The organism is Bdellovibrio bacteriovorus (assembly GCF_041888015.1).
Lineage (GTDB): Bacteria > Bdellovibrionota > Bdellovibrionia > Bdellovibrionales > Bdellovibrionaceae > Bdellovibrio.
Genome location: NZ_CP168968.1, coordinates 3,626,369 through 3,639,238, shown reverse-complemented (window position 1 = coordinate 3,639,238; position 12,870 = coordinate 3,626,369). Strand labels below are relative to the sequence as shown.

The following is a 12,870-nucleotide window of genomic DNA, read 5'->3' as shown; positions in this document are numbered from 1 at the left end:
CGTGATTAGCGGCGACCGACGTTTCGACGCAGCAGGCCACCATCTTCCATCGCACCACCTTTAAGGTCCCAACGGAATGGAAGCTCGACCCAGCCTTCCTGGCCTGGATAGAAGCGCCATTTTTTCAGCGCGGTCAGAGTTTTAGAGTCCAAATTTCTGAATCCAGTCGATTGCATCATACGGAACTTCTGAGGGTAGCCTTCTCGAGTGATATAAGCGTAGAACACAACGGCCCCTTGATCGCCGCGCAGTCGTTCCTGCCGATCATAGCGTGGGCGAGGATTGCCAGGCATCTGACGAAGTTGATCCAGACTGCGCACTCCAGAAGGTTCACCCGCTAGTGCGGTGCCTTGCCCCGGAGATCCGGAATTTCCGGCGCCAGCGCCTTGACCCATTCCGCGTCCGTTACCTTCGCCGCCCAAGCCAGCTCGTTTGGCTGCGGCGTCCTTAGCCGCTTTTTCTCTGGCAGCTGCAGCAGCCAAAGCGGCCGCCCGTTCATTGGCCAAAGCAGAAGAAATCGCCTTGGCATTTCTTTGGCGCATTTCGTTTTGCATAGCTGACAATTTGTCCGCTTCGGCTTTGTTTTCTTCATCCAAAGCGGCAAGAGAATCATCTTGTTCTGCAGCCATGGCCGCGGCCAAAGCCTCCATCGAGCGTCTTTCATTGTCAGCAGCAGCACCCTGAACACTGTCGATATTGTCGAAATCTTCGTTGAAGTCGGCGTTCATGTTGGAAGCAACGGCGTGTTTCGCCAAAGTGCCTTCATCCAGCTCGGGAGCTTCGATGTCGTCGATGGTCATAGGAACAGCTTTGAATTCTGTTTTGGGAGCGATACTGCGACCGCCTTTTGCAGCAACAGCACTGGCCTTGGTAGAGGATTTGGCGGCCTTGGCTGGAGCGGCCTTCGCCGCTTTGGAAGCTGTTTTCGTCGCAGCTTGAGGCTTCGCAACAACGATATCACCAGGGCTTCCGGCATCTTCCATTTTCTCGACAAGAGGCGTATCCGCAGCGACGGGCAGTCCCCCTTGCGTGGGAGGAACGCGGGCTCCGCGCGGAGCCAATTTTGGTTGTGGAACGTCTTCGATTTCAATCGTGATGGTTTCGGTTTTTACTTCTTCCACCAAGGGAACTGTGATCATGGCAACAACCAGCACGATAGCTGCGTGCAGCGTCGCTGACAGAGTTACAAAGCGGGATGTTTTGCTTTGCTCGGGTTCTCGGTGCGCCAGAAGAAACGCATCATAGTCGATCACTGATTGAACTGCAGAACTCTTCTGGGAAGAATTCGCGAAATCAGCTTTGGGCATTTGAAAGTCAAAGAGACTTAATTGGTCGTCGGTCTTGGACTTGTCATTTTCGAGGTTGAAACCCATAGAAACTCCTAGTGCTATCCAAGAATGCACTATCAATTCCCGGGCCATGTAAAAAGGCCCCTGATTGCATCTCACAAGCAGGGGTCGGGTATAAATTTCAGGGGTGTTCGGGCGATTGTCAGCTTCTACTCTGGCAGTAGGCCGTCTGGAATCTGGCCGGCGGCAATAGCAGCGGCGATCTTGAGATGATCTGCATGTCCGACAATCTTGATCGCTTCATTCAGCGGCATCGGATCCGGATGAGGGATTTTGACTTTCTTGAAGTCCATAATTCTGCGATAGCTTTCTTCAAGATCTTCTTTTTTCAGACTTCCTTGCGCCACAGCTCCCAAAATTGCATCATAAGCTTGCGGAGGAACTTCCGGATCATTGCAGTACAAAAGCAGATCCACGCCGGCCTTCAGTGCGCGTACCGGAACTTCTTCGATGCCATAATGTTTCGTCATCGCCTTCATTCCCAGATCATCGGTGATGATCAGGCCGCGATAGCGCATTTCTTCACGGATCATTTTTCTGACAAATGTTTCCGATAATGTCACCGGCCAGTCAGGATCAATTTTTGGGAACTTGATGTGCGAGGTCATCACCATGTCCACGCGTGACTTGAAGGTCTTTTTGAAAGGAATCAGTTCGCAGGATTCCAAGCGTGCCAGATCTGTATTTTCAACAGGAAGATCCTCATGACTGTCCACCAAAGTGTTTCCATGCCCCGGGAAATGTTTTGCGCAGGTGATGACTTCAGCTTTGATATATCCACGAACCAAAGCCGAAGCATGTTTTGCCACCATCTCGGGATCAGAGCTGATCGAACGATCGCCAATGACGGTGTTGCCTGGATTGGTGAAGATATCCACACAAGGTGCGAAATCCAGATTGATACCCACGGACTTCATTTCTAGCCCCATGCGATTTGCAAAGTGGAAAGAAACTGTCGGTGCATCCAGTTCACCCAAGCGGCGCAGCGGTGGCCAGACAGTGAATGGGGACTTCAAGCGGTGAACGCGGCCCCCCTCCATGTCGATACCGATGAACAGTGGGGCCTTGTCCACTTGTTTGTGACGCAGGGACTGGATTTCGCTGCACAGCTCATGGACTTGCTTGGGGTCAGCGACATTGCGACCAAAAAGGCAGACGCCACCAATATTGTTTTCTACAATGAATTTCTTTTCGTCGGAGGTCAGGGCGTGTCCGGACACGCCGATAAACATATGCTGACCAATGATGTGGCTGATACTCATGAACTAGTTCCCTTTATTCTCTGTCTTTTCTTGTTGGCCCTTCAGAAGGATGCCCTGGCCGGGAGGAACGCCAAGCTGCTTTGTCGGAGCAGGGGCATTGGCTTCGCTGGCTTTCATTTTTTTCTGTCGGGATACGACATTGCTGTCGCCCTCAGGCACTTTTCCAAAAAGTGTTTTTAGAATGGCAGCGCTGTAGGGGACGGAACCGATGGCATCTGACGGGGCCGCGACCAACTCAGTCAAAATCCCCTGGCCCATTGCATTTGTGCCCAGCACCTCGCCACGTTCATTGACGTAGCTCAGAAATTTGATGTCCTTGAAGGTGTTTAAAATCTTAAAGGCTTTGAAGCCGTTGTAAGTTTCTTCTTTGCCCACCAAAGCCTGGCCCTTATAGATGGCGGCGTCTTCTTCGGCGATGGCTTGATATTCATAATTGGTTTCGGATTTCAGGCCCTCTTTGGATTTCAGCATCAGGTACACAAGAAAGGTGGAAAGAAAGGTGCCTTTGGGTATTTTCTTTTCGATGCGGGAAACTTTGCCATTGGTTTTGACGACGGCACTGAGATTTCCGTTTTTAAACTTTGCGTCTATCAGCTTGGAGTCTTTGCCGGCTAAAGAGGTGTATTCGTAAGAAATCGGAGTCAATTCAGCGTCGGCGTAGGCTTTCAAACTTTCGGTCGTTTCGCTGGGGCCTTTGCCGGTTTTAAGAAGATAGGTGGAAACAAACTGCTTTTTTTTCTGATCGAATTCATAGCGGCTGATGACGTAACCAATATGTTCTTCGCCGGAAAGGACTTTGGCGTAACCCTCGAAAAGAACATCCCCACGGGCAGTCCCGGCGTAAACCATCGCAAACAGAAGTGTCAGGCATATTCTTAGGACCATTGTCGAGTTTCCTTCTTAGAACTATGGATAAAAGTCTGTCATCTCACTATAGAACAAGTCAAAGTTTTAGAGGTCGAGTTATTGCCACAGGAACCAACCTACGCGACAATGTTGAGACACAGATGTTAAATGCACGAAGTACTTTTATTCAGAATCTTAACAACAAGCGCGGTCAGATCGCCTTGTTTGTTGCATTGGTCTTCCAGATCCTTTTCCTGTTCTTTGCAATGGTGATCAATGTCGGACTTCTTGTGCATCACAAAGTCAATTTGCAGAACTCAGTGGATCTCGCCGCCTATTATGGAGCGATGAGACAGGCTGAAAACATGAACGCCATTGCGCATATCAATTATCAGATTCGTCAAAGCTGGAAGTTGCTGGCCTGGCGCTATCGTATGTTGGGAAGTGCGGGGGAGTGGGAACGGCATCCTTTTAAGAAGCCTTTTAAAGCTATTCAAGGTCCCACGGACGATACTGTAAGTACATCAGACTCTATTGCTCAGAATCTTCAGGAGGCTCCGGCATTTTGTATTACCTACATTCCGTTTAAGCCAATGCCTCCTGGAGAGAACACTTGCCGCTATATGGCTTCATACACGAAGGTTATGTTGTGGCAGGATGTTCCCAAGATTGCTTTCCACCAGGCTTTTTCCACGACGATAAGTAATGCCAGTAATGTTATGAGGAGCAGCGCTACGGAACGATGCCGGGTGTTTGGTTCGTACAACTACTTTATGCTCGGAAAGTTTATTGTCAGTTTCAATCTGGATCAGCGTGATCGCATGAATATGATTGCGAGTTTATCCAGGGCAACCAGCATGGCGAAGAATGACTTCTATGATTTGGATGGGCAGAAAGCCAGTGTTGGTATAGAAAATACTTTCCTGAATAATCTGACACCTCCAAATAAAGCCGGAAGTCCAAAAATGGAAGTGTTCAATTCATTGGGTTCGGACGCATGTAATGCCTCTGGCCAGGCGCCGGAGCAACCAGCGAAATGGCTCAGCGCTGTTCGTATCTATCCTGGATTCAGATATACCGATACTCAGTGCAGCGGCACTGATATCAAAACTGATCCCAAAGAATTGACGGGTCACCCTTCCAGCTTTCCTTATCATCTCGACAGCGTTAATGATCTTAAGGGGCCAATTACTGAGCTTGCGAACTTTATCGGTTATCGCAGCAACTTGAACGATAACTATAATTTCTCTCTTGGTGTTGAAAAGAACCCATGGTGCATGGCTTACGTTGGTGTTTCCGCACAGACCTCTCCGAAGATTCCGTTTTCGCCATTCGGTACGATTACGCTGAAAGCGAGAGCTTTCTATAAGCCTTTCGGAGGCAGAATTGGCCCATGGTATAATCAGAACTGGAATCGGGGTTCCGGATTCTCTGAGGGCGGCCCGAAGACTGACCCTCTGCTTCCTCCAAGAGTTACTGATACCTCTTTACTGTCTTCAATCAGTACGGACACTCAGAATAATGCGATTCGGGCAGCTAACTTCAGTCGTTTCCCGGGCGACAAGTATGGATTAAAGACATTTAGGATGCTGGCTTATTATGGTGAAGCCATTTACAAGTTAGATCCGAAGTGGTCCACGGATCCGAACCCATACGGTGGCAACAGTATTTATGAAGGCGATAGTGCACCAAACTTTGCCCATTGGGATCATATTCCAAATAAAATTAGTGATGGTGGTGACCTTCTTGCTTGGGATTCCGTACGTGATGTGCCGTCGGCTATGAGAAATCTGGAAACTTCTGCAATGCTGCCGGACTTGTTCGATATGACATATTATTCAATCGAGCCGGACTTCTATCATAACTATTATCTGAAGATAAAAAATGGATACCTGAAGGGACCGGGATCAACATTTACGGGAAGTTTCCGGCCGGATCTTGGGTATCACAAGGACTATAAGCGAGGTACCTATAACTTCGAAGAGTACAATATTATAAGCCAGTATAATGTTCTGAAGGAGCCTGGCTTTAATGTGCCGGTGAAAGAGAAGTTCACCTTTACTTCATTGGATTGGATGAATGTTCTGACAGGCTGGGCTCCAAAGGGACTGTTGGACTATTCGCTTGATACATCCAAATTTGGAAAGTGTGCTGCGCCTGTTCCTGCAGATAATTCCGGTGAAATAGTGCCAACCACAGGTAATTGTGTTGTGGGCGGCAGCACTGGATATGCAGTGAAGATGGTTTCTTCAAGCTACTTGCGCTCTCAGGATTTGAAGCTGGGTGGGGAAAATACTGGCGGCGGCCCACTTCTGAATCCTCCACCTGATGAGAGTGAATTCTAAGACAATTGCATCTGATTGTGTCAATCTGAGACGTTCGCCAAAAATTTAAGATTATAAGACCTTTGTCCGAAAAGAGGACATAGGGGAGTTTTTATGAAAAACGGAATATTATCCATTTTCTTATCCATTCTTATTGGAGCAACTCCAGCTTATAGTTTTGAAGAATCCTCTGAAACCACTCAAGGGAAAAGTTTGGATGATAAGGTCTCCAAGGAAATGCAGTTTATCAACTCATTGCCGAAGAACAGCGCATCGGACAGCGGTGCCTCCAATGAAAAAATACCTTCGAGTGCGGGTGCAGCTGGCGGCGGTTCCTCTGTAGGGGATGACGAAGCCAATAAGGGCCTTGATGATGTTTATACTAATATTCGCACGGGCCTGGATCAGGTTGTATCTGCATACCAATACATATCAGGAAATATGCCAGGAGTCGTTGTCACAACTCCTGGATACGAGACAATCGTAAATTCAGGGCACAAATATATTGATAACCGCGATAACTGTATTTCTCGTCAGGGGAAAGCCGCGACAGCGTGCTTGGAAAATCTCAGTGAAGATCTGCAAAGTGGTATCGCTTCGGTTAATATGCTTCTTTCCACGGTAGGGTCTGCGGCTGTCACTGATACTTGTAGTACTTTCTCAAAAGCGATGGACATCGCCAAGGGTGCCATGACTGCGTACACATCTGCTTGCGGCGTTATGAAAGCGGGTTGCGGTTGGTCGTGTGTTCAAACTCGCGGTGGTCTTGAGGGTTTGGGTAAAGGTCTGAAGGCCTCTGAGACCGGCACGACATGTAAGCCTATAGTTCCCCCCAATAGTCCCAATTATGCCAGTTTAGAAACGTCCTGCAAGAAGTTCATTGCGGATTATGGAGCCGGGCTGAAAAATTTGGCGGCTAATATTCCGAAGGATTTGAATGCAAAGGACAAAAAAGCGGTCGCAGGTAAGGCAGCGCTTTGTACTGGCAAGTACGCCATGTTGTTGGCCTCTGCAGGAACAGGGATTCTTTCTTTAGCCAATTCTTTGAAGCAAGGTAAGGACTGTAAAGACAATACTGATGGTACGGGAACACAGGTTGCCGAGGCAGCGAAAGATAAGTGTGAAGATCCTGCCAATGCTCAACTCCCAGAATGTATTTGTAAGGCAAACCCAAGAACACCGGGGTGTGCGAATTCCTATCAGAAAGCGAATGAAAGTGGTGATTCTCGTCTGACTGCTTCAGGCGGGGAAATAAATCCGGCAGCTATCGGCGGCAAAGATGGCCCTGGTGGCTTGGGATTGGGCAGTGACAGTAATGCTCTTGGTGAAAACAGTGCTGGCAGTGGTTCTGACTCTGGCGGTATGGCTGGTGCTCCAATGGGTGGTGGCGGTGGCCTGAGTGGCTTTGGTGGTTCCGGCGGTGGCGGGGCTGGTGGCAAGGAAGAAGCCGCGAAAAAAGGTTTGAATACAGATATTCTGTCAGGCTCTGGTGGCGGCGGAGGCGGTGGCTTCGGTGGATACCGTGGTGCTGCTTCCGATTCCAAATATCGTGCTTATCTTCCTGGTGGAGCTAAAGATCCTGCTCAAGGTGTGGCCGGTCAACAGGCTTGGACAAAAGAAGTGACAGGTCAAGGTGGCAAGTCGAACTGGGATAAAATCAAAGAACGCTATCGTGATAACAAGAACACGCTTCTTAATAACTAAGGGAGTATGCTGTGAAAAATAACTTCATTAAGTATATCTGTGCAGCATCTTTGGCTCTTTCCCCTGTCGTGGGTTATTCCGCTGATGAGAAAAAAGAATCTGGAGATAAAGGCGTTGAGTCAGGAGCCAGTAAGTCTCCGAGCGGCCCTTCAGTGAATGACTCTGCTGATAAAACATCTGACTCAAACTCAATGGGACAGGCGATGTCGTACCTTACTGGGGGCATGTTCTTAACCATGGGGTATCAGGATATCAAAACAGGGACGTCTTGTTCACCAAGCCCATGCTCGGCTCTCATCGCCAAGGGCGTCTTCGAAGTGATGCTAGGGATGTTGTCCATGGCGCAGGGTAAGGCCCACGGCAAAGCTGCCGGACAAGCTGGTTCAACGGGCTTTAATACGGACGGGTTCGGAGATCTGGGCGGGAACTCTAGCAATGAGCCCTACGGCTTGGATGATCCCAATAATCCTTTGAACAAAGATCCTCAGTTTGCAGCGATTAAAGGTAATATTTCGAAACTTGAGCAAATGGGTGTTCTGGATTCAAAAACAGGCACGGCAAAGGTGGGCGGTAAAACATATAAAGCATCTGACTTTGCATCTAAAGAGTCCATGGCTGCGGCAGGACTCCCTCCTGGTGCAATTGCCGGTTTGATGGAGCTTTCAGGTAACATCGAAAAGAAAGCCAAAGAAAAGTACGACAAACTAAAGCTCGGCGCAATGACGGCTGCTAACGGCTACGAGGAAGGTGGCGGCGGAGGCGGCGGTGGCGGTTTCGGCGCAGGCTCAGGTTCCTCTGACGATATGGGTTCTTCAGCTGGTTTGGGTGGTGGCGGTTTGGGAGCAGGTGCTTTCAATCGCGATCCAGCAAACCTTGCAGGTATGCAGAAAAACTATAACGGCGAACCGATCGGGGTTGCGGCTGACAGTATCTTCCTGATGATGACTCGAAGATATAAAGTGAAAGAAAGCCAAGAGTCTTTCTTCACAGATGCAGAACTAGCTCTTCAGAAGTAGAAATGAAAAGAGCCGAGTTAAAACCTCGGCTCTTATTTTTTTCGACTAATACAACAGATACTTTTTTCTTTCCTTAATCCATGACTTTTCATCTTTGACTAAGGCCGCATCCAGATTCTTTGGTGTGGCCTTTGGATTTTCAAGCCAGTCCTTCAAGGCTGGGCCGCCATTGATCACATCAAAAGCCAGACGATCTTTGACGTATTCATAGGCAAAATCACGATAGATCGGATATTTTGGATGCATTTCGCGAATCACTTTTAGCATCAACGCTGTCAGACGGAATGGTTTGAACTGTTCGTGTTTGTAGCTGATGCCATCGGTGTGGAATTGGAATCCGTGACAGAGTTTGCCAACATGCTTGTGGAAAGTGGGCTCAAAGAAGCATTCTCTTAGTGTTACACCCTTCATCCATTGAGGTGCCTTCTTTTTCATTCGAACCAGGACTTCCTGGAAATCAATATCAGAAGCACCAATGATTTCCAAAGCGCGTGTAGTGCCACGGGCCTCAGAAAGAGTGGTTCCTTCGATCAGAACGGTTCCGGAATAAGCACGAGCCATATTCAAAGAAGCCGCATTCGGAGAAGGATTCACCCAAGGACGCTTCAGATCCCAGCCGAAGCCAGGGCCCTTATCGGGTGAATAGCCTTTCATTTTTACGATTTGCAGATCCAGATCCAGGTTATAGAAATCAGCAAAATACAAAGCCAGCTCGCCGACGGTCAGACCGTGACGCATGGGGATCGGTGCAGCCCCGACAAAAGATTCCCAACCAGGAAGCATGCGAAAACCCTCCACCGGGCGGCCCGCAGGATTGGGGCGATCCAGGATAATAACGGTCTTACCCAGCTTCGCGCATTCTTCCATCATATAAAGCAAAGTTGTGATGAAGGTGTAAATACGGCAACCCAAATCCTGAAGATCAAACAATACAACATCGAAGTGGGACATCATCTCTGCGGTGGGTCTGCGAACTTCACCATACAGGCTGAATACTGGAATTTTATGAACAGGGTCCATAAAATTCGGGCTTTCAATCATGTTATCCTGTTTGTCGCCGCGGACTCCGTGCTGTGGCCCAAAAGCACAGGAAAGTTTTATTTTTTTAGAGAGCAAATCAAGACTGTGTTGCAGATTTTCGTCAACGCTGGCGGGATGGCAGACAAGGCCAACGCGTTTGCCTTTAAGGCTTTTAAGCATTTTTGCGTTGCTAAGCAGAACTTCAAGACCAAGTTTCATGATATATCCTTGTTAAAGAAAAAGTGTGTTGGAAGCCTTTGTCCCAGCTGGGACGCGAACATTACGGCCGACAACGACATTGCTGAGTTCGCAGCCGTCTTCGACGATGGCTCCGGGGCCTGCGCAGAAGACGCCCTGAATGGCAGAAGTCTTTACCTGTGCGCTGTCTGCAACGAGATTCAAAGAAGACGCCGTTTGCGTCGCCATTGTGTTTTCAAGGGAAAATTTTTTGAGCGCGCGTTCAAGGGCCTTTTTTTGATAAGAGTTTTCCCCCGTCAGGAATTCAAGGCAAGCCCTGGAGGCCTCCATGAAATCCTGGGGATTGCCCGTTTCAAACCACGTCCCCTCGAAAGGAACAGCTTCCACCGAGTGTCCCTGAGATATCGCCACGGTCACAGCATCGTACAGAATATTGGACTCCACATCCGGCTGAATGAAATCCAGAATCTTTTCATCCAGAATCTGTACGCCGACAAAGTGCCACGCACGAACAGAGCCCGGAACGGGCGTTTTGCCAAAGCCCAAAACTTTATTATTGGCGTCGACCCATACTCCGCCAAACTTGGTTCCGACACCGGGATGGTCTTTGACGATCAGTGTGGCGATATTCTGGCGCGAGTTGTGATGAGCCAAAGCCTTCTGAAGCACATCTTCTTCTTTTGGAAGAATGACCTCATCGGCATTCATCAAAAGAAACGGTCCGCCGCCCCTGAAGTGGGAAGCGGCTTTGCCTAAGCCGCCGCCATTACCCAGAATAAAACCGACTTCATCTGAAAAAATAACGGACTGAGCTTGCGTGGGAAGAGTACGGAAGAGATCGTGAATTCCCTGAGGCAGATGGAAAGTATTGACGACCAGCTTATTGATTTCCAGATCACCCAGAAAGCTCAGGACATGGGCGGCCAGGGGAATAGTCAGAAATGGAATGGCGGGCTTGGGTAAAATAGAAGTGTAGGGGCGAAGTCTTGTGCCTTCGCCCGCCGCCAACAGCATCACATTCATAAAGTTTCGTACTTTCTTTCCAGCGCACCGGAATCAATCAGTACGTCAGCAAAAACTTTGTACTCTGGAAATTCATTGATGGCTTTTAGAACCCGGCGAAGAGTTCCAGAAAGATACTTCAAATAGCGACGATCCTGTCTTAGATGATAGAAGCTGGCGAAACTGCCGCAGGCCTTGAAGCAGCGTTGAATGGACTGAAGTTCATAGATCCTATCAAACTGTTCCCGTGAGAAATCTTTTGGAAGATATTCTTTGGAACGATCCAGATAATAGTTGATTAAGGATTTGGCCATAGAGTCGTTCATGTCCACATAGGAATCTCTCATCAAACTGACAAGATCATATTGAATGGGTCCCAGGCGGGCATCCTGGAAGTCAATAACACTCATCTGATCCAGTTTGATCATCAGATTGCGAGAGTGATAGTCGCGGTGAGCGATACGTTTTGGTTCCTTGTCCAGGCGTGAGCAGATATCCAGGAAGATGTCTGAGATCTCCTGATTCAGGCTTTCGCCAAAAGGGAACTTCAAAACACCGGAAAGAAGATTGTCTTTTCCGTAATTCATTTCCCAAAGAAACTTTTCGGTGTTGAATTCGATCTTAAAAGCCGTGCAGTCGGATTTGTCCAGTGTGGCCGGGTGATGAATTTTGACAATTTCATCCACCGCCATTTGATAGAACTCAAGTGAAGCCTCTTGGCTTTGGTTTTCCCAGAACTTTCTTTCCAGCGTCAGATCCCCCAGGTCTTCCAGAAGAACCAGGCCTTCTTGTGGCGACATGGCAATAACGGTCGGCACATGCACGCCATTTTTTGCGAAGTGATTCAGTACGCTCAGGAAAGGGTAGTTATTGGGATCAAATGGCTCCCATCGCATCAGGACCCAGGATTGATGGTCTTGAACCACGCGATAATACCGACGATTGGAGGCGTCTCCGGCAAGGGAAAACACCTTGTAGTTGTCGGATTTCAGAGCTTGCGTCAGAAAAGGAACTAAAAATTCATCATGAGTGACCATGAGAAAAATTCTCACAGACACTCACTGTATTTTCAAGGATTAAACTCTTGTACGCTTAAGCGTTTGTCGGGGAGTCCTTCAGGAAGAAAAGCTCCAGAACCTCTTTCAGACCTTGTGCGGTCAGCGGGGCACGATCGACCTCAAAGCAGTTGACGGAAAGTTCGTCGACGAACTTTGAATCCAGTGTTGAAACCGCATTAAGTTCATCCAGATTCTTCAAGGAACTGGTCACAATCAATGGTTCGTCCGCAAGGTGATCTTCGCTGATATATTCCATCAGAAGTTCCTGTTCGGAAGCATTCAGATTCTCGACATTTTCCACAAAGATGGTCATTCCGCCCATGCGTGCGATATCCATGGAGGAATGCAGTTGGCCTTTGATGTCATTGAAGGGAACAAAGGCCCAACGGCCTGTCAGCTCGTGCAGTTGCAAGGCGATCTTTTTATTGTTGTTTTCAGAGCGACCTTCAAAGTGGATCAAGTGCGACACGAGTTCGTTCGCTGGACTTTCGTTCAGGTCTGGAGATTCGTCGTTAAGAATGTCCTCAATCGAAGGAAGTGATTCACCAAAAAGACGAACATTGTCCAGATTGGGTTGAATTTTATTGAGCTCTTCCAGATTGGCTTCTTTTTGATCCAGATACCATTTGTACATGGCTGGTTCCAGAACCATTTTTACCAACTGAGCCACTCCAGAACGCTTCTCACTATTCAGATCATCTGCGGACGGTACCACAGCTGTTCCTAAGAAGTTCCCATTCACTCGGATGGGAATATGAAGATCACGCCCCCGCGTAAACATCTCTTCAGCGTCTGAAATGTCAGATAGATCCATCAATTGACGAATCTGCAAGCCCTTCCCATAGCGGTTGGCCAGAATCTGCTTTAGTCTTTCTACAAAAGAACTATCCAATGTTGTCAGCATAAAACCACGTACCCCTTACATAGACCCCTTTAATACAAGACTGATGCCAGTTGAGGGTTGTTTGTGGAAATCTATGTAAATTCAGATATTTAGGTCTTATTTGAAATAGAAAGTGGGCTTTATGATTTGCTCATAAAGCCCACTAAGTTTCGATCATTTAGGTAATTAATTTAGGGTCGGTGCCCAA

General features: G+C 48.2%; 10 protein-coding genes. 3 read left to right on the top strand and 7 right to left on the bottom strand.

From position 1 onward, the window contains the following. Window positions 1-5 precede the first annotated feature (5 nt). From ACES2G_RS17365 to ACES2G_RS17355, 3 genes are all read right to left on the bottom strand, one after another. Window positions 6-1,373, bottom strand: a complete 1,368-nt coding sequence (locus ACES2G_RS17365; protein WP_347355879.1) for an energy transducer TonB — start codon at window positions 1,371-1,373, stop codon at window positions 6-8. A 125-nt stretch (window positions 1,374-1,498) separates the two neighbouring features. Next, window positions 1,499-2,611 carry a beta-N-acetylhexosaminidase gene (nagZ, locus tag ACES2G_RS17360; protein WP_347355881.1) on the bottom strand — a complete coding sequence of 371 codons (1,113 nt, stop codon included), beginning with the start codon at window positions 2,609-2,611 and terminating at the stop codon, window positions 1,499-1,501. Between the two features lie 3 nt (window positions 2,612-2,614). Beyond that, on the bottom strand, window positions 2,615-3,496 hold the full coding sequence (locus ACES2G_RS17355; RefSeq protein WP_347355883.1) for a hypothetical protein: 882 nt from the start codon (window positions 3,494-3,496) through the stop codon (window positions 2,615-2,617). Between the two features lie 122 nt (window positions 3,497-3,618). On the opposite strand from ACES2G_RS17355, the gene ACES2G_RS17350 reads away from it, so the two are divergent. The 3 genes from ACES2G_RS17350 (at window position 3,619) to ACES2G_RS17340 (ending at window position 8,501) form a co-directional block, all read left to right on the top strand. Beyond that, window positions 3,619-5,802, top strand: a complete 2,184-nt coding sequence (locus tag ACES2G_RS17350) for a Tad domain-containing protein (protein ID WP_374000873.1) — start codon at window positions 3,619-3,621, stop codon at window positions 5,800-5,802. Window positions 5,803-5,895: 93 nt separating this feature from the next. Beyond that, on the top strand, window positions 5,896-7,485 hold the full coding sequence (locus tag ACES2G_RS17345) for a hypothetical protein (RefSeq protein ID WP_374000872.1): 1,590 nt from the start codon (window positions 5,896-5,898) through the stop codon (window positions 7,483-7,485). Between the two features lie 11 nt (window positions 7,486-7,496). Beyond that, complete coding sequence (locus ACES2G_RS17340; RefSeq protein WP_374000870.1) at window positions 7,497-8,501, top strand: hypothetical protein; 1,005 nt, start codon at window positions 7,497-7,499, stop codon at window positions 8,499-8,501. Window positions 8,502-8,546: 45 nt separating this feature from the next. Here the strand turns inward: ACES2G_RS17340 and ACES2G_RS17335 are convergent, their stop codons facing one another. Genes ACES2G_RS17335 through ACES2G_RS17320 form a run of 4 tightly spaced genes read right to left on the bottom strand, consistent with a single transcriptional unit; the run spans window position 8,547 to window position 12,683 of the window. Beyond that, entirely contained in the window at window positions 8,547-9,740 is a 1,194-nt protein-coding gene (locus ACES2G_RS17335) for an exo-beta-N-acetylmuramidase NamZ domain-containing protein (RefSeq protein ID WP_374000869.1), read from the bottom strand. A gap of 12 nt (window positions 9,741-9,752) precedes the next feature. Further along, window positions 9,753-10,742: a sugar phosphate nucleotidyltransferase gene (locus tag ACES2G_RS17330; RefSeq protein ID WP_347355890.1), complete on the bottom strand. Its 990-nt coding sequence runs from the start codon at window positions 10,740-10,742 to the stop codon at window positions 9,753-9,755. Beyond that, entirely contained in the window at window positions 10,739-11,773 is a 1,035-nt protein-coding gene (locus ACES2G_RS17325) for a phosphotransferase (RefSeq protein ID WP_347355892.1), read from the bottom strand. The genes ACES2G_RS17330 and ACES2G_RS17325 overlap by 4 nt, the downstream gene beginning before the upstream one ends. A 40-nt stretch (window positions 11,774-11,813) precedes the next feature. Next, window positions 11,814-12,683, bottom strand: coding sequence for a hypothetical protein (locus ACES2G_RS17320; protein ID WP_347355894.1), 870 nt, complete (start codon window positions 12,681-12,683; stop codon window positions 11,814-11,816). Between the last annotated feature and the right edge of the window lie 187 nt (window positions 12,684-12,870).